Source organism: Nocardia arseniciresistens, from assembly GCF_046764875.1.
GTDB classification, from domain to species: Bacteria; Actinomycetota; Actinomycetes; order Mycobacteriales; family Mycobacteriaceae; genus Nocardia; species Nocardia arseniciresistens.
This window is the reverse complement of record NZ_JBKORD010000007.1, coordinates 48,095-70,893: the sequence shown is the minus strand read 5'-3', so window position 1 is coordinate 70,893 and position 22,799 is coordinate 48,095. Positions and strand designations below refer to the sequence as shown.

The 22,799-nt window shown below is 66.9% G+C and carries 21 protein-coding genes and 1 riboswitch; of the genes, 11 read left to right on the top strand and 10 right to left on the bottom strand.

Going from position 1 to position 22,799, the window contains the following annotated elements; genetic code table 11:
* Positions 1 to 122: 122 nt before the first annotated feature.
* Positions 123 to 389: a hypothetical protein gene (locus ACLMAJ_RS14300; protein WP_412014148.1), complete on the bottom strand. Its 267-nt coding sequence runs from the start codon at positions 387 to 389 to the stop codon at positions 123 to 125.
* A 148-nt stretch (positions 390 to 537) separates the two neighbouring features.
* Between ACLMAJ_RS14300 and ACLMAJ_RS14295 the strand changes: the two genes are divergently transcribed.
* Both ACLMAJ_RS14295 and ACLMAJ_RS14290 read left to right on the top strand, forming a co-directional pair.
* Positions 538 to 999: a DUF2752 domain-containing protein gene (locus ACLMAJ_RS14295; RefSeq protein WP_412014147.1), complete on the top strand. Its 462-nt coding sequence runs from the start codon at positions 538 to 540 to the stop codon at positions 997 to 999.
* 57 nt (positions 1,000 to 1,056) lie between these two features.
* A complete protein-coding gene (locus ACLMAJ_RS14290; RefSeq protein ID WP_412014146.1) occupies positions 1,057 to 1,245 on the top strand; it encodes a hypothetical protein in 189 nt (62 codons plus the stop codon).
* Positions 1,246 to 1,250: 5 nt separating this feature from the next.
* Here the strand turns inward: ACLMAJ_RS14290 and ACLMAJ_RS14285 are convergent, their stop codons facing one another.
* The 3 genes from ACLMAJ_RS14285 to ACLMAJ_RS14275 form a co-directional block, all read right to left on the bottom strand.
* Positions 1,251 to 2,600 carry a M1 family metallopeptidase gene (locus ACLMAJ_RS14285; protein WP_412014145.1) on the bottom strand — a complete coding sequence of 450 codons (1,350 nt, stop codon included), beginning with the start codon at positions 2,598 to 2,600 and terminating at the stop codon, positions 1,251 to 1,253.
* Positions 2,600 to 6,670, bottom strand: coding sequence for a Pls/PosA family non-ribosomal peptide synthetase (locus tag ACLMAJ_RS14280; RefSeq protein WP_412014423.1), 4,071 nt, complete (start codon positions 6,668 to 6,670; stop codon positions 2,600 to 2,602). The genes ACLMAJ_RS14285 and ACLMAJ_RS14280 overlap by 1 nt, the downstream gene beginning before the upstream one ends.
* A gap of 148 nt (positions 6,671 to 6,818) precedes the next feature.
* Positions 6,819 to 7,253, bottom strand: a complete 435-nt coding sequence (locus tag ACLMAJ_RS14275; protein WP_412014144.1) for a MarR family winged helix-turn-helix transcriptional regulator — start codon at positions 7,251 to 7,253, stop codon at positions 6,819 to 6,821.
* A gap of 80 nt (positions 7,254 to 7,333) precedes the next feature.
* On the opposite strand from ACLMAJ_RS14275, the gene ACLMAJ_RS14270 reads away from it, so the two are divergent.
* Positions 7,334 to 8,752 (top strand): DHA2 family efflux MFS transporter permease subunit, encoded by a 1,419-nt coding sequence (locus ACLMAJ_RS14270; protein WP_412014143.1) that lies wholly within the window; start codon positions 7,334 to 7,336, stop codon positions 8,750 to 8,752.
* Here ACLMAJ_RS14270 and ACLMAJ_RS14265 read toward each other — a convergent pair.
* Complete coding sequence (locus ACLMAJ_RS14265; RefSeq protein ID WP_412014142.1) at positions 8,749 to 9,396, bottom strand: LysE family translocator; 648 nt, start codon at positions 9,394 to 9,396, stop codon at positions 8,749 to 8,751. The genes ACLMAJ_RS14270 and ACLMAJ_RS14265 overlap by 4 nt on opposite strands.
* 125 nt (positions 9,397 to 9,521) lie before the next feature.
* A riboswitch (SAM riboswitch) is annotated at positions 9,522 to 9,635 on the top strand.
* Positions 9,636 to 9,692: 57 nt separating this feature from the next.
* Between ACLMAJ_RS14265 and ACLMAJ_RS14260 the strand changes: the two genes are divergently transcribed.
* On the top strand, positions 9,693 to 11,015 hold the full coding sequence (locus ACLMAJ_RS14260) for an aminotransferase class V-fold PLP-dependent enzyme (RefSeq protein ID WP_412014141.1): 1,323 nt from the start codon (positions 9,693 to 9,695) through the stop codon (positions 11,013 to 11,015).
* Between the two features lie 87 nt (positions 11,016 to 11,102).
* Here the strand turns inward: ACLMAJ_RS14260 and ACLMAJ_RS14255 are convergent, their stop codons facing one another.
* Together ACLMAJ_RS14255 and ACLMAJ_RS14250 are read right to left on the bottom strand one after the other, a co-directional pair.
* On the bottom strand, positions 11,103 to 11,654 hold the full coding sequence (locus ACLMAJ_RS14255) for a flavin reductase family protein (protein ID WP_412014140.1): 552 nt from the start codon (positions 11,652 to 11,654) through the stop codon (positions 11,103 to 11,105).
* Between the two features lie 67 nt (positions 11,655 to 11,721).
* Positions 11,722 to 12,195, bottom strand: a complete 474-nt coding sequence (locus tag ACLMAJ_RS14250) for a YbaK/EbsC family protein (RefSeq protein ID WP_412014139.1) — start codon at positions 12,193 to 12,195, stop codon at positions 11,722 to 11,724.
* 183 nt (positions 12,196 to 12,378) lie between these two features.
* Here ACLMAJ_RS14250 and ACLMAJ_RS14245 point away from each other — a divergent pair, with 183 nt between their 5' ends.
* From ACLMAJ_RS14245 to ACLMAJ_RS14225, 5 genes are all read left to right on the top strand, one after another.
* The gene (locus ACLMAJ_RS14245; protein WP_412014138.1) at positions 12,379 to 13,200 is read left to right on the top strand and encodes a crotonase/enoyl-CoA hydratase family protein; all 822 of its coding nucleotides are present in this window, start codon (positions 12,379 to 12,381) and stop codon (positions 13,198 to 13,200) included.
* 90 nt (positions 13,201 to 13,290) lie between these two features.
* On the top strand, positions 13,291 to 13,797 hold the full coding sequence (locus ACLMAJ_RS14240) for a MarR family winged helix-turn-helix transcriptional regulator (RefSeq protein WP_412014137.1): 507 nt from the start codon (positions 13,291 to 13,293) through the stop codon (positions 13,795 to 13,797).
* Complete coding sequence (locus tag ACLMAJ_RS14235) at positions 13,794 to 15,518, top strand: MDR family MFS transporter (RefSeq protein ID WP_412014136.1); 1,725 nt, start codon at positions 13,794 to 13,796, stop codon at positions 15,516 to 15,518. The genes ACLMAJ_RS14240 and ACLMAJ_RS14235 overlap by 4 nt, the downstream gene beginning before the upstream one ends.
* Positions 15,519 to 15,540: 22 nt before the next feature.
* Positions 15,541 to 16,776, top strand: a complete 1,236-nt coding sequence (locus ACLMAJ_RS14230; protein WP_412014135.1) for a sensor histidine kinase — start codon at positions 15,541 to 15,543, stop codon at positions 16,774 to 16,776.
* The gene (locus ACLMAJ_RS14225) at positions 16,764 to 17,408 is read left to right on the top strand and encodes a response regulator (RefSeq protein ID WP_412014134.1); all 645 of its coding nucleotides are present in this window, start codon (positions 16,764 to 16,766) and stop codon (positions 17,406 to 17,408) included. Before ACLMAJ_RS14230 ends, ACLMAJ_RS14225 begins: the two co-directional genes overlap by 13 nt.
* Position 17,409: 1 nt before the next feature.
* On the opposite strand, the gene ACLMAJ_RS14220 is transcribed toward ACLMAJ_RS14225, so the two are convergent.
* The 3 genes from ACLMAJ_RS14220 to ACLMAJ_RS14210 all read right to left on the bottom strand — a co-directional run bounded on the left by ACLMAJ_RS14220 (position 17,410) and on the right by ACLMAJ_RS14210 (position 20,039).
* On the bottom strand, positions 17,410 to 18,918 hold the full coding sequence (locus ACLMAJ_RS14220) for an alpha/beta fold hydrolase (RefSeq protein ID WP_412014133.1): 1,509 nt from the start codon (positions 18,916 to 18,918) through the stop codon (positions 17,410 to 17,412).
* 59 nt (positions 18,919 to 18,977) lie between these two features.
* Positions 18,978 to 19,376 (bottom strand): hypothetical protein, encoded by a 399-nt coding sequence (locus ACLMAJ_RS14215; protein ID WP_412014132.1) that lies wholly within the window; start codon positions 19,374 to 19,376, stop codon positions 18,978 to 18,980.
* 171 nt (positions 19,377 to 19,547) lie between these two features.
* Positions 19,548 to 20,039 (bottom strand): inorganic diphosphatase, encoded by a 492-nt coding sequence (locus ACLMAJ_RS14210; RefSeq protein WP_412014130.1) that lies wholly within the window; start codon positions 20,037 to 20,039, stop codon positions 19,548 to 19,550.
* Positions 20,040 to 20,227: 188 nt separating this feature from the next.
* Here ACLMAJ_RS14210 and dacB point away from each other — a divergent pair, with 188 nt between their 5' ends.
* The gene (gene dacB, locus ACLMAJ_RS14205; RefSeq protein ID WP_412014422.1) at positions 20,228 to 21,667 is read left to right on the top strand and encodes a D-alanyl-D-alanine carboxypeptidase/D-alanyl-D-alanine endopeptidase; all 1,440 of its coding nucleotides are present in this window, start codon (positions 20,228 to 20,230) and stop codon (positions 21,665 to 21,667) included.
* Positions 21,668 to 21,680: 13 nt separating this feature from the next.
* A complete protein-coding gene (locus ACLMAJ_RS14200; protein ID WP_412014128.1) occupies positions 21,681 to 22,793 on the top strand; it encodes a zinc-dependent metalloprotease in 1,113 nt (370 codons plus the stop codon).
* Positions 22,794 to 22,799: the final 6 nt, after the last annotated feature.

Below are 22,799 nucleotides of genomic sequence, written 5' to 3'. Positions count from 1 at the left end.
CGAGTTCTTCCGGACGCGCTACGAATAAATCCGGACCGTCACCTCTCGTGATTATCGAGATGGCGGGAGGCGGCGTTATCCAGCGGGGCAGGGCCCCGCGGCGTCGAGTGTCGTGCTACCGGTCAGCGGGTATAGAGGGCGGCGATGTCCTCCGGCACGACCAGACAGACCTGGTCGTCGGGGTGAAAATCGCCGGGGAGGTCGCGGCGGTTGGGAGCCCGGACGAAGACCACGAGGGAGGAACCGTCGCCTGGGTCGATTTCCACCGCGACGGAGCTTGGGGTATCGCTGTCCGGTGCGAACTGCCAGTGGCCCACGTGCCCGAATTCGAGCTTGCGAGCCGCACTGACCCCGAATCCGTCGAGCCGGGCAAATCCAGCGGCGTCCACGTCGGGAAATTGTACTCTAGCTGCGGAAACGCTGGAAGTTTTCGATCATGATCCGACAATTCGGGAGACCATGTCGGGTCTGTGGGCCGCAGAGGGTCGTTTTCCATAGGTGGCGGCGGCGGGTGCGGCACCGCTACCGTTATTACTTGTGGAGACCACGCACGTAGCCGACCCGGCCGCGCACCCGGAGCCGGAGGGTGCGAATCGCTCGGGGTGGCGCGCGCTCGGGGTACCGCTGTTGGTGGCGGGCGTTGGTATCGGCGCCGCGGTGCTGCTGCACTTCCGTGATCCGCACAGCGAGGGTTCCTACGGGATCTGCCCGGTCTACGCACTGACGGGCTATTACTGTCCCGGATGCGGCGGGCTGCGCGCGATGCACAACCTGACCGACGGCCACCTCATCGACTCGCTGCACAGCAATGTGCTCGCCGTGCCGCTGGTGCTCGCCTTCGTGCTGCTGGTCGGCGATTGGTCGGTGCGTGCCTGGCGCGGTCAGCGGATGCGGATGCCCCGGATCAGTCGCACCACGATGTGGGTGGTGTTCGCGCTGTTCGGGGCGTATTCGGTGCTGCGCAACACCCCGTGGGGAAGCTGGCTGACGCCGGTTTAGTCGCTCTTCGGCGTGGCCTTCGTGAATCTTCCGGTAAGAACTGGGCAAGCTTCGATCATGAGTGACTCATTGAAGGACCGTGTCCGCGCGAAGCTGCTGCGCCTGCTCGCCGGGGACGGCACGCCGGATGCGGAGCAGGACGATCCACGGCAGCTCTCGGTGGAGACCGATCTCGAGGTATTGAACAGCGTCGCCGATGACGACCCGCTGATCGAAGAACTGGCGAGCCGCTATCTCGTCTTCTGAGCGGGTCAGACTCCGGCTGAGACGCCGTTGTAGGGCGGCAGCTGCGGCAGCGGCTCGCTGAACAGCCAGACATCCCACAGCGGGCGCAGTGGGAGCAGGCTGTAATGGCCTGCCAGGTCGGTGAATTCCTCGGTGGTGACCGACGCGTGCCGGTAGCGGAGGGTCCATTCCCGGAGCAGATCGAAGAACGACTGCTCGCCCAGCTGCAGCCGCAGCGCGTGCAGGGCGAGCGCACCACGTTTGTAGACGCGGTCGTCGAACATGCGCTGCGGCCCCGGGTCCCCGACGGTGATGTCCTGCGGTTGCCGCGACAGATTGTGCCGGGCGGCGCGCGCCAGCTGATCGGCGGTCGGCCCGCCCGCGGCCTCGGACCACATCCATTCGGCGTAGCAGGCGAAGCCCTCGTGCAGCCAGATATCGCGCCACTGCCGGATGGTGAGGCTGTTGCCGAACCACTGATGCGCCAATTCGTGCGCGACAAGTCGTTCCGCACCGCGGCGACCGTCGCAGTGGTTGGCGCCGAAAATCGAAATGCCCTGTGCCTCGATGGGGATTTCCAACTCGTCGTCGGTGACCACCACCGTGTAACCCTCGAAGGGGTACGGACCGAAGCGTTCGATGAACAGGTCCATCATCTGCGGCTGACGGGCGAAATCGTACTCGAATTCGGCGCGAAGGCGGGCGGGGACGATGGCCTGCATCGGCACCGGGCCGTGCGCGGAACCGATGCGATGCTTTTGATAGGGGCCGATCTGGATGGTGGCCAGGTAGGTCGACATCGGCTCCGACTGTTCGTACACCCAGGTGGTCTGACTCGCCTTGATCTGTTTGCGCATCAGGGTGCCGTTGGCGATCGCATAGTACGGGGTATCGGTGGTGATCGAAATCCGGTAGCTCGCTTTGGAACTCGGATGATCGTCGCAGGGGAACCAGGACGCGGCGCCATTGGGCTGGCTGGCCACCAGCGCACCCTCGGCCAGTTCCTCCCAGCCGACCTCGCCCCACGGGCCCCGCACCGGTTTCGGTATCCCGCCGTACTGGATGGCCAGCGAGAGCAGGCCGCCCGCCGGAATGCTCTGCTGCGGCGTGATGACCAGCTTGCCGTGCTGGTGCACATATTTCGCGGGCTTCGCGCCGTTGACGAATACCTTGGAAACGGTGAGTGATTGGGAAAGATCCAGTGTGAACCGAGGTTGGATGGCGGTGGTTATCGCGGTGATCTCGGCGCGGCCCGCCAGCCGGTTGCCAGCGACCTTATAGACGAGGTCGAGCTCGTACCGCGATACCCGGTAGCCACGGTTTCCGTTCTGCGGCAGGTACTCGTCGATGGGCTCTTCGTAGAACTTGCCCGGCATCAGTCGACTGCCCCGGCCTCACTCTGCCGGTCTCTTCGGGCGACCTGTGTGCCGTTAGCCGGACCCGACCACGGCGCGATCGGATTGCCCCACCAGCGGGTGGACGGGGGCACTGTGTCACCACGCATGACCAGCGAGGCGGGGCCGATGGTCGCGCCGTCGCCGATGGTCGCGGCAGGCAGTGCGACGCAGTGCGGCCCGAGGGTGGCGCCCGCGCCGATGGTGACGGTGTCCATGGCCATGATTCGATCGTGAAACAGGTGGGTCTGCACCACGCAGCCGCGTTCCACGGTTGCGCCATCGCCGAGAGTCACCAGGTCCGCCTCCGGTAGCCAGTAGGACTCGCACCATACTCCTCGCCCGATGCGCGCACCGAGGCCTCGCAGCCAGAGATTGAGCACCGGCGTTCCGGTCGCGGCGCGCGCGAACCACGGCGCGGCAACGGTTTCGACGAAGGTGTCGGCAACCTCGTTTCGCCACACGAACGAGCTCCACAACGGATGTTCACCGGCCTGGATTCGGCCGACCAGCAACCACTTTGCGGTGATCGCGCTCGCGCCTGCCACCGCGCCCGCGGCCATCAGGACCAGTCCGCTCAGTAATGCGGCGGCCGAGTAGCCGATCGATCGGGCGGTCCAGGCCAGGGTGAACAGCACGCCGAGTCCGATGGCGAAGGTCACCAGTACGGGGAAGAGCCTGCACGTTTCGACGACGGCGCGTGCCAGCTCGAGCCGCAGCGGTGGATCGAAGGTGCGCTCGGTGTCGCCGGTGCCGGAGGCTCGCCGCAGGCGAACGGGTGGGCTGCCGAGCCAGGAAGAGCCTGCCTTGGACTTGGATGGTGCGGCGGAAAGTACCGCGACAAGACCGTTTTTCGGTACCCGCCGTCCCGGCGCGGTCATCCCGGAGTTACCGAGGAACGCGCGTTTGCCGATCTTCGCGTCACCGATGCGCAGCCAGCCGCCGCCGAGCTCGTAGCTGGCGATCATGGTGTCGTCGGCGAGGAACGCGCCGTCGGCGACGGTGGTGAATTTCGGCAGCAGCAGTACCGTCGACGCCTCGACGTTTTTGCCGATCTTCGCGCCGAGCAGCCGCAGCCACACCGGGGTGAGCAGGCTGGCATACAGCGGGAACAGGAAGTTGCGCGCCGAATCCAGCAGCCGCTCGGTGGCCCATGCCTGCCAGCCGACCCGGCTGCGCACCGGATGGTGGCCTTCGACGAGCCCGATGCTGAGCAGCCGCACCGCGACCAGCGTCATCACCGCGTACACGGTGAGGCTCAGCAGCGTGGCGACGGGCAGGATGGCGAAGCCACGGCCGAGCGCACCGGCGACCGTGCGGGCGTCGCGGATGAACCAGGCGATGAACGCGCCGCCAACGGCGAGCCCGAAAATGGGCATGGAAGCCAGCGCCATCGAGGTCACGCCGAAGATCGCGATCCAGTGCGCGGCCCTTGCCGGGGTATAGTCGGGCCAGCGGTGTTGGGCCTTGCCGACTTTCGTCGCGGGCGAGCCCGCCCACTCCTGCTCGGCCTTGACCTTGCCCGATACCGCGGAGCCCGGCGCGATCTCCGCATTCTTGCCGATCTTGCTACCGGGCAGCAGGATCGATCGCGCGCCGATCACCGCGCCAGGTCCGATGACGATCGGTCCGATATGCACCACATCGCCGTCGATCCAGTACCCGGACAGATCGACCTCCGGTTCCACGCTGCAGCCGTTGCCGAGTTCCAGCATGCCGGTCACCGGTGGCAGTGTGTGCAGGTCGACGCCATTGCCGATTTTCGCGCCGAGTGCGCGCGCGAAAGGCACCATCCATGGTGCGCCGGAGAGGCTTTCGGCCCCACTCGCCTCCGACAATCGGACCGCCGCCCACAGGCGCAGGTGCACCGATCCGCCGCGCGGGTAGTTCCCGGGCGATACCCCGCGCAGCAGCACGCGAGCGCCGATCGCGCAGATGACCATGCGGCCGGGCGGTGAGATGAAGAGCGTGAACGCGGCAATGGTCCACCACCAGGACAGGTGCGGCAGCCAGGGCAGCGAGCCGGACCAGCCCGCGATATTCCCGACAACCGCCAGCCAGGTGAGCCACTGCATGCCGGTGAGGGTGGACAGCGGAATGGTCGCGAGCACCTGGATCCACTGGGCGCCGAGTGGCATCGGGCGCACGATGCGTTTTTCGGCGGCGGCGCTCGGCGCGGTCTCGTCGAGCAATTCCGCGAGCGCGCCGAGGCGGGGATGGTCGTAGAGGTCGGCGACCGCGATGCGTGGGTAGCGTTCGCGCAGCGCGGTGACCAGTTGGGCGGCCGCGAGCGAGCCGCCGCCCACGTCGAAGAAGTCGGTATCGGGGCTGGTGACTTCGGCTCCGAGGATCGAATCCCACAGTCGCGCAACCCATTGTTCGGTTTCGGTGAGATCGTGGCTCGGGGTGTCGGTGTCGGTGTCGTTGGGCAGTGGCCACGGCAGTGCGTCGCGGTCGACCTTGCCCGAGGTGCGGGTCGGCAGTTCAGAGACGACGGCCAGGCGTGGCACAAGTGGCGCGGGAAGTTGTTCGGCGAGTGCGGCTCTGGCGGCGGAGATGTCGAAGTCGGACGCCGTGCCGGTCAGGTAGCCGACGAGGATCTTGTTGCCCGCCTTGGTGGTTCGGATTGCCGCGGCGGCGCCGGTCACGCCGGGCAGGTGCTGCAACGCGTTATCGATCTCGCCGAGTTCGATGCGGCGGCCGCCGAGTTTGACCTGATCATCGGCGCGGCCGAGGAAAACGAGGCCAGCGCTGTCGTTGCGGACGAGGTCACCGCTGCGGTAGGCCCGATCCCAGCCCAAAGATGGTAGTGGGGCGTACTTTTCGGCGTCCTTTGCCGGATCGAGGTAGCGGGCCAATCCGACACCGCCGATCACCAGCTCGCCGGATTCGCCCTCGCCCACCGGATCTCCGGCCGCGTCGACTACGGCGAGGTCCCAGCCGTCGAGTGGGAGGCCGATCCGAACCGGGAAGCTCCCGTCCAGTAGTGCCGCGCAGGCGACGACCGTTGCTTCGGTGGGGCCGTAGGTATTCCACACCTCGCGGTCGGGGTCGGTGTTGGCTTCGTGGCGTTCGTGGGGCCCCACCTCCTCCGGGCCCGTCGTTCGCGCCGCAGTGTTGCCCGCCAGGCGTTCGGCGAGCTCCGGTGGTACCGCTTCGCCGCCGAAGATCAGCAATCGGACCGGGTCGAGCGCCTCGGCGGGCCAGGTCGCGGCCAGTGTCGGCACCGTGGAGACGACGCTGATCTCCCTGCGCACCAGCCAGGGGCCGAGGTCTGCGCCGGTGCGCACCAGTGCGCGCGGTGCGGGCACAAGGCAGGCGCCATTGCGCCAGGCCAGCCACATTTCCTCGCAGGAGGCGTCGAACGCGACCGAGAGTCCGGCCAGGACCCGGTCGCCGGGCCCGATCGGGGCGTCCCGCAGGAACAGTCGCGCCTCGGCGTCGACGAATGCGGCGGCATTGCGATGGGTGACCGCAACGCCTTTCGGGGTTCCGGTGGAGCCGGAGGTGAAGATGATCCAGGCATCGTCGGCGGGGGTCGGGCGCAGCGGTGAGTCGTCGGCCGGGTCCGCATCGTCCGAGTCGGCTCCCGCCGCGATCCGTTGGGCGCCCTCGACCGTCGTCTTGATGCCCGACGCGGTCACGATCGCGGCGACCTTCGCCTCGCCGAACACAAGTCGGGCTCGTTCCTCGGGGTCATCGGCATCGACAGGAACGTAGGCGGCGCCCGCGTGCAGGATGGCGAGGATGGTGACGTAGAGCTCATGGGCGCCCGAGGGCATCCGGATGCCGACTCGGTCGCCGGAGCGCACGCCCGCCGCGATCAGCCGGGCAACGCCTGTTTCGATCTCGGCTCGCAGCTCGGTGTAGCTGAGTACGACCCTGCCGTCGTCGATGGCGGCCGCGTCGGGGTGGGCGATGGTCGTGCTGGCCAAGATGTCGACAAGGGTCCTGACCTGCGGAGCGAGCACGGCGTGCAGCAGTGGACTCGGTGCCGGTTGCCCGGGATCGCTGTCCTCGCCCGTCGCCGCGTCGACCTGCGGCTGCAGCATCACGTCCTGCCCACCTCTCATAGACCTGCCTAACGCTTCACGAGTGTTGTTTCACAAGAGGGTTACCAATGGGCAAACATCATGGTGACCAACAGTCCACGGTACCTGCGGTACTGGGCTTTTGTGGCGTAGCGAACCGTCCGGGCGGTCAGCAACCGTCGGGGATGTCCTCGCCGAGTGCCTTCAGTGCGAGTCGGTGCATGGTCCGTCTTTCGTCGTCGTCGAGGCGATGTAGGACGGTGTCGGTGGCCTGTTCTATGAGTGTGTCGGACCGTCGTCGTTCGGCCCGTCCGGCCTGGGTGATGGTGAGCCGGTATTTGCGGCGATCGCTGGTATCCCGGGTGCGCACCACGAAACCGGCCTGCTCGAGGCTGTCGATCAGCCGCACGACTTCGCTGCGGTCGATCTTCAGTGCGTCCGATACCTGCTGTTGGCTCAAGTCGTCGTGATCCTCGAGATATACGAGCACCCAGTGATCGCGCAGCGACGAGCCCACCTCCGCCTTGATGGCCTGGTGCAGCTTGCCGAGCACGAAGGTCGGGAAGCGCAGCAGCCCGGGCGGGTGGGTGAATTCGGCGGACATTTCGAAAGTCTACCCATTGTTGAGCTTCCAGATTGTTGATACTCTCCACAATCTAGAAGCTCAACAAAATGGGAGAAGCCGTGACGGAAACTCGAGCGACGGTCACCACTGCCGGGCCCACACTCGAACCGATCCCCGCACATGTGTGGCGAGTGGCCGGTGTCGTTGTCTTCGGCGCGGTGATGAGCATGTTGGATACATCGCTGGTCAATATCGGGCTCAACGTGATCGCGGGCGATCTCGGCGCATCGCTGGACAGTGCGCAGTGGATCGCCAGCGCCTATCTGCTCGCTCTCGCTGTGACGCTGCCGCTGTGCGGCTGGCTGGGGCGAAGGGTCGGGACGGATCGGGTGTGGCTCGGCGCGTTGGTCGCTTTCACGGTCGTCTCCGGCCTCTGCGCGCTGGCTCCGAACATCGGCTGGCTCATCGCGCTGCGCATCGCGCAGGGATTGGCCGCCGGACTGTTGGTGCCAGCGGGGCAGACGTTGATCGGCCGGGTCGCGGGACCGCAGCGGCTGGGCCGGGTGATGAGCGTGGTCGGGATCGCGGTGGTCGTCGCGCCCGCGGTCGGGCCCACGATCGGCGGCGTGCTGCTGGCGCAGCTGTCGTGGGAGTGGCTGTTCTTGATCAACATTCCGTTCGGCGCGGTGGCGTTCGTGCTCGCGCGGCGCGTGCTGCCACATGAACAGGTGTCCCTCGGCCGCGAGCCGTTCGATATCGCGGGGTTCGTGCTGATCGGAGCGGGCCTATCGCTGCTGGTTTACGGACTCGGCGAATTCGGTAGCCGTGGCGGTCTTTCCGCGGTGTCGGTGTGGGTTCCCGTGGTCGTAGGTGCGCTCGCGCTCGGTGGCTTCGTGCTGCGATCGGTGTGGGGCCGCGGGCCGAAGGTTCTCGACATCGGCCTGTTCCGCAGCCCGATCTTCGCGACCGCGAACGTGGCCAACTTCTTCTCGGGTGCGGCGATGTTCGGGTCGATGCTGCTGCTGCCCCTGTACTTCCAGCTACTGCACGGCAAGGGGTTGATCGCCACGGGGCTGCTGCTGCTTGCGTTCGGTATCGGCGGCATCGTCGCGATGCCGGTAGCGGGGCGGCTAACCGACCGCTATGGCGGTGGTGTCGTCGCGGTGGTCGGCAATGTATTGATCGTCGCGACCACAATGCCGTTCGCACTCTCGGATGCCTCGCTCGATGCCGTTCTGGTGCAAGGGTTATTGCTGGTCCGAGGAATCGCGGCCGGGCTGACCGGAATGCCCATCATCGCGGCGGCCTATGCGGCGGTCGGTCGCGAGCAGCTACCGGATGCGGCGTCGTTCGTGAATATTCTGCAGCGGGTGGGTGGGTCCATCGGCGCGGCGCTGATGGCGGTGGTTCTGTACCGCGCCGGCGCCGCGGGCCGGTCCATCGACGTCGGCTTCCAGCAGGCGTTCTGGTGGCTCACGGCGGCGGGGTTCATCGCGCTTGTCGCCTCGGTCTTGTTGTGGCGCAAGGAAAAAGGTTAGGCAGCTGAGGCGGCGGTGCCGATGCCGAGTGCCGCGAGGATGGCCGCGCTCGCCTGTTCGAGGCGATCGCGGACCTTCGGCTTGCGCAGCATCGCCACCGCGCGGGAGGCGGCGATCGCGAGCAGCACCATCTCCACCGCCGCGATGCTCGATTCGACCGCGCCGAGGGCGAGGGTATTGGCGAAGGTGACCTCGGTGAGGAATTGGGGCAGCACCGCCAGGTAGAACAGGCCGACCTTCGGGTTGAACATGCACGACACCAGTCCGGCGGCGAACGCCGAGCGAATCGAGCTCGGCGTGCCGGAATTCGCCTGCGCGGTAATCGCTTCCGTGGGGTCCGCAACCGCCGCGCGGCGTTGCCGCCGATGATCGATCAGTGCGCGGACGCCCAAGTACACCAGGTAGATTCCGCCGACGACCTTGAGCGCGCGATAGGCCGTCGCCGACTGCTCCAGCAGGGCGGCGACGCCCGCCGCGACCACCACGGCCCACACGATGCCGCCGAGTGCCGACCCGATCGCCGCGGCGACCCCGGGTCGCGCGTCCACCATCGAGAAACGCAGCACCAGGAACGTATCGGGCCCAGGCGTGATCGACAGCAGCACGCACACACCGATGAAACTGAGCAGCAGGGAAAGCGTCACCCACCGATGGGACCGCACATCACGACATTGCGCAACCGAGTTCGACCTGCGCACGCCACGCCGTGATGGGCGGCGTTTGTGATTGCTGTTGACAGGGGCGGGTGAGGTCTGCCAATCTCGGTGCAGGTCATGAGTACCAGCATCAAGCCCTGGCTAGCTGGTCGGCAACCCTCCTCCGCGGTGGGGTGCTCCAGGTGACGACCTGGCCGCCGCCCGACCGGGCGCGGCAAGCGCGGACTCGAACAAATCTCTTGGTTCCTCCTGGTTCTGGGTCCTAAAACCGACGGGATTTCGTGATGACTGCTGTTGTGGATCAGACCTGTACCGCTCTCGCCAGGGTCTCCGGCGACGACCTCCAGGTCCCGCTCGTTCAAGGCGGGACGACCACCTACGCGAACTTCGACTACGCCGCGAGTGCTCCGGCATTGGCGCAGGTCACCGACCGCGTGCAGCAGCTGCTGCCGTACTACGCGAGTGTGCACCGCGGTGCCGGGTACGCCTCGCGGATCTCCACCGAGTGCTACGAGGCCGCACGCGGTTCGGTGACGCGGTTCCTCGATGCCGACGACGACCAGGTGGTCGTGTTCACCCGTAACACAACCGACTCGCTGAACCTGCTTGCAGGCTGCGTGCCCGGTGACACCGTGGTGCTCGACATCGAGCACCACGCGAACTTCCTGGCCTGGACCAGGAATGGCCGCCGGGTCGTGCGGGCCGCGGATACCGTGGCCGAGACCATCCGGCTGCTCGTCGCCGAACTGTGCAGCAAGCCCGCCGCGTTGCTCGCGGTCACCGGTGCGTCCAATGTCACCGGCGAGGTGCTACCGCTCGAGCGGCTGGCCACCATTGCCCACCAGTGCGGCGCACGCATACTGGTCGATGCGGCGCAGCTGGCACCGCATCGGCGAATCAGCCTGCGCGACACCGGAATCGACTATCTCGCGTTCTCGGGCCACAAGCTGTACGCGCCGTTCGGCGCCGGCGTCCTTGTCGGTCGCCGCGATTGGCTGGATGCGGCGGATCCGTATCTGGCGGGCGGCGGCGCGGTCAGGGAGGTCAGCACAACCGGCGCCGAGTGGGCTCCCGCGCCGCAGCGGCACGAGGCAGGCTCCCCGAACGTTCTCGGCGCGGCCGCGCTCGCCGCCGCCTGTGAGGCGCTCTGCGCGATCGATCCCGAAACCCTCATCACCCACGAGCGTGCGCTCGCCGAGCGCCTGCGCGCCGGCCTGCGCGCCATCCCCGGCGTCGATCTCCTGCGTATCTGGGACGACAGCCCCGACACCGTCGGCATCGTCGCCTTCACCCTCGACGGCTTCGTCCCCGGCCACGTCGCCGCCTACCTCTCCGCCGAACACGGCATCGGTGTCCGCGACGGCCGCTTCTGCGCCCACCCGCTACTTGCCCGCCTCGGCCTCGACGGCGCGCTGCGTGCCAGCGTCGGTCTCGGTACCAGCTCCGCCGACGTCGACCGCCTCGTCGGGGCGGTCGCCACCCTCGTCGAGTCCGGCTCGAAGTGGAATTACGCCGGCACCGACGGCCTCTGGAATCCGACCCCCGAAACCCGTCCTTTCGCCGGCCCGGACACATTCGCCGGTGCGGCACCCTGTCTGATCGAGTAGCTGGAAACAAGCCTGTGTCGCAGGCGATTTCATCCGGATGGAACCAATCGGCCGCTACCGGCGAATCCGACTGCCGTCCGGCCGTGTTCAGTCGTTGAGCGCGGTCGGGCGGTAGTAGCTGCCGTTGTAGTAGAGCAGTGGGGCGGCGGCGGGTTTTTCATCGGTGTTGTCGTGGACTCGGGTGACGAGGCCGACGACGAAGGTGTGGTCGCCGATGGGGATGAGTTGTCGGATCGTGGTGCGCAGCCAGATGGGGGTGCCGTGCAACACGGGCTCGCCGGTGTCCAGGGTTGTCCACAGTGAGCGGTCGGTGAAGCGTTCGTCGGCGGTGCGTGCGAAGCGCTTGGCCAGGTCGTGCTGGTGTTCGCCGAGGAAGTGGATGACAACGGAGTCGGCCGCCCGCAGCGCGGTGAGGCTCGATGAGGTGTGCGCGATATTGAAGGAGACCAGTGGTGGGTCCAGCGACAGCGACGCGAAGGACGTCGCGGTGAAACCGACGGGGCCGGTCGCGGAGCGGAGCGTGACGACGGTGACGCCCGCAGGGTAATGGCGCATCGAGGCGCGGTACTGGTCGGCGGTGATACCGCTCAGATCGTCGGGAATCTGGAAATCCGTGGCTGGCCGCTGTGCTTCGGTCACCTGACGAAACTACGCCCGTTTACGAGTGTGGGGAGCTCGCGTCGTTCTTCGTCCGGTCGGTCGGCATTCAATCCACGTCGAGCGGGAGTCCGGCGGTAATGCGGACCAGTTCACGAAAAGATGTGCGGAAGATGGTGTTCGGATGACCGCCCGCCGCCCACAATTCGCGATGCTCGGACAGCGCGTTATCGACCCAGGTCGGCAGGTTGGTCGGGTGGCCGACGGGAGCGACGCCGCCGATCGGCTGGCCGGTGACCTCGCGCACCATCGCGGCGGGGGCCCGGGTCAGCGTTCCCTCCAGCCGTTCGCCGGTGTGGCGCAGGTCGACCTGATGCGCGCCCGAGACGAGCAACAGCACCGGATCGTCGTCGAGCAGGAACACCAGTGACTTTGTGATCGCGCCCACATCGATGCCGAGTGCCCGCGCGGCATCGGCGGCGGTGGGCGTCGGCTCGGGTTGTGTGACGATGACACCGTGATGGCCGCGCGCGATCAACGTGTCCGAGACCCGGCATGCGACTGGTGGAAGGGACCTGCGCATGAAACCAGGGTAGAGCGATTGCGAGCGGTATGCCGGGCGGATGACCAGATAGGAGGTGAGAACCAGTGTGGCGCAGCGTTCTTTGCGCGGCTTCAACACTCGGGCGCATGCGGTGACCCCGGGCGTCGAGCCATTTCCGGGATCCGGAGTCTCGGTCCGCGCTGCGCTGGATACGCTGTACAAATGACTGATTGGCTGGCTTTCACCGTCGAAACCAAGGACCACGTCGCGCAGGTGACCCTGATCGGTCCCGGTAAGGGCAATGCGATGGGCCCGGATTTCTGGCGTGAACTGCCGGAGATCTTCCGGGGCCTCGACGCCGACCCGGAGGTGCGTGCGATCGTGCTCACCGCTTCCGGCAAACATTTCACCTACGGCCTCGATCTGCCCGCGATGGCGGGGACGTTCGGTCCGCTCATGGCCGACAGGGCCTTCGCCGCGCCGCGCACGGAATTCCTCTACGAGGTGCGCCGGATGCAGGCCGCGGTGACCGCGGTGGCGGACTGCCGCAAGCCGGTCATCGCCGCGGTGTCCGGCTGGTGCATCGGTGGCGGTCTCGATCTGATCGCCGCCGTCGATATTCGCTATGCGAGCGCGGAGGCGAAGTTCAGCCTGCGTGAGGCGAAGGTGGCGATCGTCGCCGATATCGGTTCGCTGCACCGGCTGCCCGGCATCATCGGCGAGGGACATCTGCGCGAACTCGCCTACACCGGCAAGGACATCGACGCCGCGCGTGCCGAGAAGATCGGCCTTGTCAACGACGTGTTCGCCGATCAGGAGGCGGTGCTGGACGCGGCGCACGCCACCGCGCGTGAGATCGCGGCGAACCCGCCTCTTGTGGTGCAGGGTGCGAAGGACGTGCTCGAGCAGCGGACCAAGGATCAGGTGGCCGCGGGGCTGCGCTACGTGTCCGCGTGGAACTCCGCGTTCCTGGCGTCCGAGGACCTGACCGAGGCCATTCAAGCGGTGTTCGAGAAGCGGACGCCGGAGTTCAAGGGGCGGTAAAGACCAGTAAATCGCTTGCCCCAGCCGACGAATTGTCTACATACTTGCATCACACAACTAATTGATTGTCGCAAGTAAAGGCAGGGCTGAGTGGACGCGGACGAGCAGTCGGTCGACACGATCGCCATCCAGCTCACCAGGCTGCAACGGCACCGGGATCGGGTCGCAGCGCAGCTGCGTACCAGGGATGGGGTGGATCCCGCTGCCTTCGCGATCCTGTTCCGATTGCTCTGCGACGGTCCGATGCGCTCGGGTGCGCTCGCCGACGCGGTGCACTCGGATGCCTCGACGGTCAGTCGTCAGGTCGCGCAGTTGGTTGAGCGGAAGCTTGTCGAGCGGCAGGCCGACCCGTCCGATGGTCGTGCCACCGTGCTGGTCGTCACCGAGCACGGCCGTGCCGTCGCCGAGCAGATCCGCAGGCGCAAGCGCGAGAACTTGACCCGGGTGACGGCCGCTTGGACGCCGCAGGATCGGGCCGCCTTCGCCCGATTGCTCACTCAGTTCGTCGACGACTTCGAGCAAGCCAAGCCGAGCATGCTCGCGGCCATCCGCATCGACAAAGACCTGTACAATACTCGGACGGAGAACGATTCGTGACAGCAACGGCAACCGTGGAGGAGTCCACGGGTTTCACCCACCGGCAGATCCTGACCATTCTCAGTGGTCTGATGCTCGGCATGCTGCTCGCGGCGCTGGACCAGACGATTGTGTCCACCTCGATCCGCACCATCGCCGACGATCTCGACGGCTACTCGATGCAGGCGTGGGCGACCACGGCCTACCTGATCACCGCGACGCTGGCGACACCGCTGTACGGCAAGTTGTCCGACATGTTCGGCCGCAAGCCGTTCTTCATGGCGGCGATCTCGATCTTCGTGATCGGCTCGCTGCTGTGCACGATTTCGCAGTCGATGTACGAGCTGGCGGCGTTCCGTGCGTTCCAGGGGCTCGGAGCAGGCGGCCTGATGTCGTTGGCGCTGACCATCCTCGGCGATATCGTCGGTCCGCGTGAGCGTGCCAAGTACCAGGGCTATTTCCTCGCAGTGTTCGGCACCTCGAGTGTGGTCGGGCCGGTGCTCGGCGGCGTGCTCGCCGGCCAGGACACCATCCTCGGTGTCAGCGGCTGGCGCTGGGTCTTCCTGGTCAACGTGCCGGTCGGCCTGATCGCGCTCGGCGTCGTCTACAAGGTGCTGAAGCTGCCAAAGCGTCCGCACTCCACCGACAAGGTCGACTGGTGGGGTGCCTTCGTGCTCGCGGTCGGGCTCGTCCCGTTGCTCATCGTCGCCGAACAGGGCCGCGAATGGGGCTGGGGCAGTGGGCGATCGGTGCTCTGTTACGTGATCGGCGTGCTCGGCATTCTCGGGTTCGTGCTGGTCGAGAAGGCGTTGAAGGACAAGGCGCTGATTCCGCTTCGGATGTTCTCCAACCGCACCTTCGCACTCGGCGTTGTCATCTCGTTCGTTGTCGGCTCCGCGATGTTCGGTGGCATTTCGCTGCTGCCGCAGTACCTACAGGTGGTTCGCGGCGCGAGCCCGACCATGGCGGGTCTACAGATGCTGCCGATGGTGCTCGGGCTGATGACCGGTTCGATCGTGTCCGGACAGCTGATCTCGCGTACCGGCCGCTACCGGGCGTTCCCGCTGATCGGCGCGTCCATGCTGACACTCGGCCTGTTCCTGCTGCACTTCCTGGACGCCGACAGCCCGCTGTGGCTGGTGATGGTCTTCATGGCGTGCACCGGGTTCGGCCTCGGAAACCTGATGCAGCCGCTGACCCTTGCGGTGCAGAATGCGTTGCCGCCCAAGGACATGGGCGTGTCCACCGCTTCGGCGACCTTCTTCCGGCAGATCGGCGGCACGTTGGGTGTCGCGGTGTTCCTTTCGATTCTGTTCGCGCAGCTGACCCCGAACATCTCGACGGAGATGAAGTCCGCGGCCACCGATCCGACCTTCCAGCACGCGGTCGTCGAGGGCGCGCGGAGCAGCAACCCCGCCGATGCCGCACTCGCGAAGGGTCTGCTCGCGCAGGACACGTCGGCGGCCGGTGACGTGCTGAAGGACAGCTCGGTCATCCAGCAACTGAGCCCGGATCTGGCGCGGCCGTTCAAGGTCGGGTTCGCCGACTCGATGTCGACGGTGTTCCTTACGGCGACCGCCGTCGCGCTGCTCGCGCTGATCCTGGTGCTGTTCTGGAAAGAAGTGCCACTGCGCATGATGAGCGGTATCGAGGCGGCCAAGGGCGATGCGGCGGCCGCGGCGAACGGCGCGGGGCCGGATGTCGTGGAACGTTATCGACCTGAGGACCCGGTCGCGTCGTGACTATGTCGTTTGCCCGCTGACCATGCGATACCTCCGGGACCGGCTGCGGCGGCTGCCGTCGGCGATCGGTTACCTGGTGCTGGGTGGCGTCACCTCGGTGCTGTCCATGTTCGCGCTGATCGGGCTGTTCGTCGTGGTCGCGCTGAGTCTGATCGGCGTTGGGATTCCGGCGATACCCGAGGCGATTCGGGTGATCCGGCCCTTGGTCGGCGTCGAGCGTCGAAGGGCGGCAAGGCGACTCGGCGAACCCATCGCGGCGGTATATCGGCCGATGGAAGGTCGCCTGCCGCAGCAGCTCGCGACGGTATTCACCGATCCGGCCAATCGGCGCGATATCGGGTGGTTGCTGCTGCACGCGGTGACCGGAATCTATGTCGGGGTGCTGGCCGTCGCATTGCCGCTGAGCGCGGTCAATCAGCTCTTGATCCCGGCGTATTGGCGGTTGGTTCCCGAGGGAACGATCGCCGACTTCGGCATCACGGTCGACTCGTGGTCGTCGGCATTGCTCGGCATGCTGATCGCGGTGCCCGTGGGAGTCGTGGTCTTGCAACTGCCCGTGATCGCGGGTTGGCAGGCAACGGCCGCCCGCATACTGCTCTCGCCCTCGGAGGATGTTCTGCTGGCCGATCGGGTGGCCGCGCTGACCGCCACCAGGGCGGCCGCGCTCGACGCACACGGTGCGGAGCTACGGCGGATCGAACGTGATCTGCACGACGGCGCGCAGGCTCGGATCGCCGCGGTGATCATGCAGCTCGGTCTGGCCGACCAACTGCGCGAACAGGATCCGGAAGCGGCGCAGGGGCTGGTGCGCAAGGCACAGGACACCGCGACCGCCGCGCTGGCCGAGCTGCGCGATGTGGTGCGCAGCGTATATCCGCCGGTGCTGTCGGATCGCGGTCTCGTGAGCGCCATTTCGGCGCTCGCCGCCCGTAGTCCCATTCCGGTCGCGCTCGAGCTGAGCCACGTTGGCAGGCGGCCCGCCGCCGTCGAGGCCGCGGCGTATTTCGTCATCGCCGAGGCAATCACCAATGCCACCAAACATTCTCGTGCCGAATTCATTTCGATCGTGCTCGGGGGTGCGCCCGCACTGTTGACGATCGAGATCCGCGACGACGGTATCGGCGGGGCCGAAGAGTCCTACGGCGGTGGGCTCGCCGGTATCCGGCGCAGGGCCGAGGCGCTCGACGGGCGGATGGCGCTGGCCAGTCCGGACGGTGGGCCTACTGTGTTGCGGGTGGAGCTACCGTGCGGGTCATGATCGCCGAAGACGACGCCCTCCTGCGGGAGGGCTTGGTGCTGCTGTTGAATACCGCGGGCATCGAGGTCGTCGCGGCGGCCGACAATGCGGACGATTTCCTCGCCGCGGTCGCCGTCGACCGGCCGGATGCCGTCGTCGTCGATATCCGGCTGCCGCCCACCTACACCGATGACGGACTGCGGGCGGCGGTCCGCGCCCGCGAGCTGCACCCCGGCCTTCCGGTGCTCGTGCTGTCGTCCTATGTGGAGGACAGTTACGCTGCCGAGTTGCTCGGCGACGGTGCGGGCGGCGTCGGTTACCTGCTCAAGGAGCGCGTCGGCAAGGTCGACCGCTTCCTCGATTCGCTGCGGCGCGTCGCCGACGGTGGCACCGCGATGGACCCCGAGGTGATCTCGCAACTGCTGGTTCGGCGCAAAGCGGACGATCCGCTCAGTGCGCTCACTGCGCGGGAGCGTGAGGTGCTCGCGTTGATGGCGGAGGGGCACAACAACACCACGATCGCCCAGCGGTTGGTGGTCAGTGAAGGAGCCGTGCACAAGCACATTCGCAGTATTTTCGCGAAGCTCGGGCTCGCTGCCGATGATGTGGGGCACCGGCGGGTGCTTGCTGTGCTCGCGTATCTGAACGCGTGAATCAGTCGGCCGGGCAGGTTACGTCGGCGGCCGGCAGGGTGCCGTCGCGGAAGTAGGTGTTCACCATGTCGTCGGTGCATTTGTTCGGGTAGTTGCCGAAGATCCAGTGGATCGGGACATCCCGCAACGTGACAAGGCGAGACGCGGACAGGGCACGATGCAACGCCTGCGCACCCTGATAAGTCGTGCGTGTGTCTCCGGTGGACTGCACGATCAGCGAGGGGACCGAATTCCGTACCCGAGTGGGCGGTTCGGCGGGCGGTGCCCAAAAGGCGCACGGGGTGATCTGGTTGGTGAAGGCGCCGAAGATCGGTTGCGTGGTGCGGGCGGCCTCGACATTGCGCCGGTACCAGCTCGGGTCCCGCGGTGCTTCGATGTCGCCGCACATGATGGCCATCTGTGCCGAACCATCGCGTGGCTGTGCGTTGAGCATGAACGATAAGTCCGCGTTCAGTTCGGGCAGGATCTCGACGGGCTTACCTTCGGCGGCGTCGGCGACCTGGCGGATCTGAGCGGCCAGCTTCGGATACTTGCGCGGGTCGTCCAGCCCGGTGAACAGCATCATCGGCAGGGTGTGGTCGTCGATGGCGAAGTCGCCGAGCCGGATCGGATCCGCTGCCGCACGGTCGATCAGGTCGACGAGCTTGCCACGGACTTGTTCACGAGCGGTGCCGAAGTGGTAGTCGCCATCGTGCGCGGCCATGAAGTCCGCCCACATATCCAGGGCCACCTCGTTGGGCGCGCCCATATCCTGCATCATGCCGACCGGGCCATAGCGGTCTGGATCGGCGCTGCTGTCCAACACGATTCGGTCGCTGCGTTCCGGAAACATCTGGGTGAAAACAGATCCCAGATAGGTGCCGTACGAGGTGCCGTAGTAGCTGATCTTCTCCTCGCCGAGCGCACCGCGGATCACATCCATATCCCGCGCGGTATTGCGAGTGGTGAAATATCGTAGGCGCGCGCCCTCGGTGGCCGCGCAGCGAGCGGCCAAATTGGACTGTGCTGCAACAGTTTCCGCGAAGCCAGCGCCATCTGTTCCCGTGGATTGCAGTCCGAAGCCGCGTGGCCAATGGCAGTCGACCGGTGTCGAACGCCCGACTCCGCGCGGGTCTATGCCGATCAGGTCATAGCGTGCTCGTACATCGGGTGTCATCGCCGCGCCGACGTCGACCATGAAATCGAGTCCAGGGCCGCCGGGCCCACCGGAGTTGGACAGGATCACGCCGTGACGCTGCGCCGGATCGGTGGCGGCAATCCGTGAGATGGCGACGGTGATCGTTTCACCTTGCGGCTCAGCGTAATTCAGCGGCACCGTGACGTCGGTGCACTTGGCTCCGGCCGGATCCAGTTTCGGGTCGTCGCACGACTTCCATTGCAGCTGTTGGCCGTAGAAGCGGTCCAGGTTCGGATCGTTCGCCTCCGCCTGCGCGGTGCAGCCGAGCGCGGTCGCGGCGATCATGGCGGCGCAGGTGGACTGTATGGCCAGCGTCACCTGCTTGTGACTCATCAGGGGTCCTCCGGTTTTCGATCGACTCGGTCGATGGGGGAGCGGCTCGTGCTCGTTGATCAGGCGCCGCAGATGGCGGTGTCGAATACCCTCTCGACGGCATCGACGGCTTCGCGGTTGGTCGGCAGTTGGTTCGAGCTCACAACGACCGCGGTCCCATCGGCGGCGACGCCGGTGCGGACTTCGAAGCCGGGGATGCTACCGCCGTGTCCCCAGGTGTTGGTGTACTCCGCTCGCGCGCCCGGTTCGTAATCGGGCGGCATCGCCATCGCCCGGCGGACCAGGTCCGATGACTCGAAGCGCTGCCACCTGATCGCCTCGGAGGTTGGGTCGAGCTGGGTGCCGGTACTCGCCATGCCGCCCTCGACCGCCGCGATGCCCGACAGCGCGACCGCGGTGGAGTATCGCCGAAATATGTTCATCAGCAGTGATTCCTCCAGTTCGAGCCCAGGAGTCATCGTTGCTCCCTGTCGGGTTCGAGCCTAGGAATCCGGGCCCGCGCCGCCCATGCCGCTCGCACCCGGATTCGGGGTACGGACTGCGGGGGTGGGTTGGTAGTGCCTGCACTACAAAAGCGGGAAGCCCGTACCTGCCGGACTTCCCGCTTTGTTCATGCGAACACCTGTAGGTCAGTGACCGCCGTTATCCTTCAGCCGCTTGATGGAGGCCTCCACCTCGGCCTCCGCCTCGGCGCGGCCGACCCACTCCGAGCCCTTGACGTACTTGCCGGGCTCCAGGTCCTTGTAGCGCTCGAAGAAGTGCTTGATCGCGGCCAGCTCGAACTCCGGCACGTCGGCAAGGTCCTGAATGTGGTTCCAGCGCTGGTCGCCCGCGGGCACGCACAGCACCTTGTCGTCGCCGCCGGCCTCGTCGACCATCTTGTACATCGCTACCGGGCGCACCTCGATGAGGCAGCCGGGGAAAACCGATTCGGGCAGTAGGACGAGCGCGTCCAGCGGGTCGCCGTCCTCACCGAGGGTGTTCTCGATGTAGCCGTAGTCGGCCGGGTAGACCATGGACGTGTATAGGTACCGGTCGAGCCGGACCCTGCCGGTCTCGTGGTCGACCTCGTACTTGTTACGGGAACCCTTGGGGATCTCGATGGTGACGTCGAACTCCACGCCATCTCCTTCTTTCGGTGCAGCCATGAGCCGAGCAGGCACGAGCTCGAAACCACACTGCCGACTCGTCAGGTTGTTCGGGGGAACGTTTGCGCAACGAGGATAGTGTGGTCCGCGAGCACATAGGTGCGGCAGGCGGCCGCGTTGAGGAGAGACGGCGGGACGTGGCTGGTCGGAGCAAAAGGAACATCGGTGGTTTGGCTGCCAGGCGGCGGCGGAATCTGTGGATCGTCTTCTCGATCACTCTTGTCGTGCTGCTGGTGGCTGGCGGTGGGGTGCTGCTCGCGCTCAAGCCGTGGACGGACGAATTCCGCCACGGTGGTCTGACGATCGCCGCGCCACCCGCACCGGTCCGGCCGTTCCCACAGGTCGTGCCCGCGCCGTCGAATGCGCCCTCGCCGACTCCAAGCGGTATCGCGGGCGCGCTCGCGCGTGTCGTCGGCAATCCCGACCTCGGCGCGTTCAGCGGATCGGTCAGCGATGCCGACAGCTCGACGGTGTTGTGGAGCGGTGACTCGGACAAGCCGATGATCCCGTCGTCCACCGCGAAGATTCTGACCACGGCCACCGCGCTGCTCGCGCTGCCGCAGGACCATCGGGTGAGCACTCGAGTGGTGGCGGGTGCTGCGCCGAACGAGCTGGTGCTGGTCGGCGGTGGCGATCCGACGCTGACCGCGCAGCCCGATGGCAACGGCTACTACCCCAACGGACCGCGCCTTTCGGACCTGGTGGCCCAGATCCGGGCCTCGGGCAGCGCGGTGGACACCATTGTGGTGGACGTCTCGGCCTTTGCCGGACCGACCCTCGCACCGGGCTGGGAGCCGCGCGACATTCCCGAGGGTTCGATCGCGCCGATCGAACCGGTGATGATCGACGGCGGCAGGCTCGACCCCCTCGTCGAATACTCACCACGCACCGCGACCCCCGCCTTGGATGCCGGACGGCGACTTGCCATCGAACTCGGTCTCGACATGGACCGGGTGCGCATCGGCACGGCAGTACCTGGCGCGCAGGAGATCGCGAGCGTGCACTCCGCGCCGCTGCGCGATCGCCTCCGCGACATGATGGTGCACTCCGACAACGTGCTCGCCGAGGCGATCGGCCGCGAGCTGGCGGCCTCGGTTGGCGCCGAGCCGTCGTTCACGGGTGCGGTCGCCACCGTGACCGCGACGCTGAGCAGGGCCGGATTCGATCTCACCGGGATGTCCATGCAGGACAACAGCGGACTGTCGACCGAGGATCGGGTGCCCGCGCGGTTGCTCGACAAGATTCTCGCGACCGCCGCCGAGCCGAGCGGAGCGGGCGCGGTGCAGCCGACCAACACCATGGCCAGACCCGAGACCGACCGTATCGCGGTCACTCTGGCGCCGCTGCTCGACGACCTGCCGGTTGCCGGCGCGACCGGCTCGTTGAGTAACCGCTACGTCAACCGGGATCGGGCGGCCGCGGGATGGGTGCGGGCCAAGACCGGAACTCTCTCGGTGGCCAGCACGTTGGTGGGTTATGTATTGGACCGCGATGGGCGGGTACTGACGTTCGCTTTGATGTCCAACGATCGGCCACCGGAGCTCAGCAGGCCCGCGTTGGACGCGATCGCAGGCACGCTGCGTGATTGTGGATGTTCGTGAGGGGTGCTTGACGATGTTCGAAGGCGCTGACAAACCAGCCGAGGCCCGCTCCGGCGCGGACAGCGGCTCCACCGAGCGACGTCGTTCCGGATTGTCCGGCGCTGTCGATTGGCGGCTGGCCGCGCGCACCGGTGCGGCCATTGTGCCCTCGGGTCCGCGGGCTTCGCGGTATTCCGCCGAGCAGGTCGTCGCCGAATTGGCCGACGCGTCGGTGCGGGCCGAAGGGCCGGTCCGCGAGGTGAGCGGCCTGCTCGATGACCAGCCGGTGCCGGCCGCCCGCATCGTCGACCGGCCCGGCTGGATCGACGCTGCCGCCGACTCGATGGCCGAGCTCACCGGAACCGGTCTCGACACCGACGCTGAGCGCGGTCTGCTGACGGGCAAGCCCGCGGGCGTGCAGGCGGGCGCGATGCTCGCCTTCCTGTCCACCGCGATCCTCGGCCAATACGACCCGTTCACCGGTCCCGACGGGACGCTGCTGCTGGTCGCGCCCAACATCATGGCGGTGGAACGCGCACTCGGTGTCTCGCCCACCGACTTCCGCTTCTGGGTCTGCCTGCACGAGGTGACCCACCGGGTGCAGTTCTCCTCCGCGCCATGGCTCGCGGAATACATGCGCGCCAATGTCGACACCCTCGGCGCGGTCGGCGACGAACCGATCGCGGACATGCTCGCGCGGCTGCTCACCGAGGTCCGAGACCGTCGAAGCGGTGCCGCCGACGATCCGAACGCGCGCGGCGTCGTCGGCCTGCTGCGCGCCACCCAGGCGCCGCCGCAGCGAGCGGCGCTCGATCGGCTGCTGATGCTCGGCACCTTGCTCGAGGGCCATGCCGACCACGTGATGGATGCGGTCGGACCGGCCGTTGTCCCATCAGTCGAACAGATTCGCGCCGCCTTCGACAAACGCCGCAAGCGCCCGACCAATCCGGTGCAGCGCGTGCTGCGCGCACTGCTCGGCGTCGATGCGAAGGTTGCGCAGTACGTCCGCGGCAAGGCATTCGTCGACCATGTGGTCGACCGGGTCGGCATGGTGGAGTTCAACGCTGTATGGACCGATGCGCAGACCCTGCCGCGCACCGACGAGGTCGACGAACCACAGCGCTGGATCAGCCGCGTACTCGGTTAGCTGCTT

Bases quoted from the DNA above. Each gene is read 5' to 3' on its own strand.
- ACLMAJ_RS14290 (WP_412014146.1), top strand. From the start codon at position 1,057: ATGAGTGACTCATTGAAGGACCGTGTCCGCGCGAAGCTGCTGCGCCTG.
- ACLMAJ_RS14285 (WP_412014145.1), bottom strand. From the start codon at position 2,600: ATGCCGGGCAAGTTCTACGAAGAGCCCATCGACGAGTACCTGCCGCAG.
- ACLMAJ_RS14280 (WP_412014423.1), bottom strand. From the start codon at position 6,670: ATGCTGCAGCCGCAGGTCGACGCGGCGACGGGCGAGGACAGCGATCCC.
- ACLMAJ_RS14275 (WP_412014144.1), bottom strand. From the start codon at position 7,253: ATGTCCGCCGAATTCACCCACCCGCCCGGGCTGCTGCGCTTCCCGACC.
- ACLMAJ_RS14260 (WP_412014141.1), top strand. From the start codon at position 9,693: ATGACTGCTGTTGTGGATCAGACCTGTACCGCTCTCGCCAGGGTCTCC.
- ACLMAJ_RS14250 (WP_412014139.1), bottom strand. From the start codon at position 12,195: ATGCGCAGGTCCCTTCCACCAGTCGCATGCCGGGTCTCGGACACGTTG.
- ACLMAJ_RS14245 (WP_412014138.1), top strand. From the start codon at position 12,379: ATGACTGATTGGCTGGCTTTCACCGTCGAAACCAAGGACCACGTCGCG.
- ACLMAJ_RS14230 (WP_412014135.1), top strand. From the start codon at position 15,541: ATGCGATACCTCCGGGACCGGCTGCGGCGGCTGCCGTCGGCGATCGGT.
- ACLMAJ_RS14220 (WP_412014133.1), bottom strand. From the start codon at position 18,918: ATGAGTCACAAGCAGGTGACGCTGGCCATACAGTCCACCTGCGCCGCC.
- ACLMAJ_RS14215 (WP_412014132.1), bottom strand. From the start codon at position 19,376: ATGACTCCTGGGCTCGAACTGGAGGAATCACTGCTGATGAACATATTT.
- ACLMAJ_RS14200 (WP_412014128.1), top strand. From the start codon at position 21,681: ATGTTCGAAGGCGCTGACAAACCAGCCGAGGCCCGCTCCGGCGCGGAC.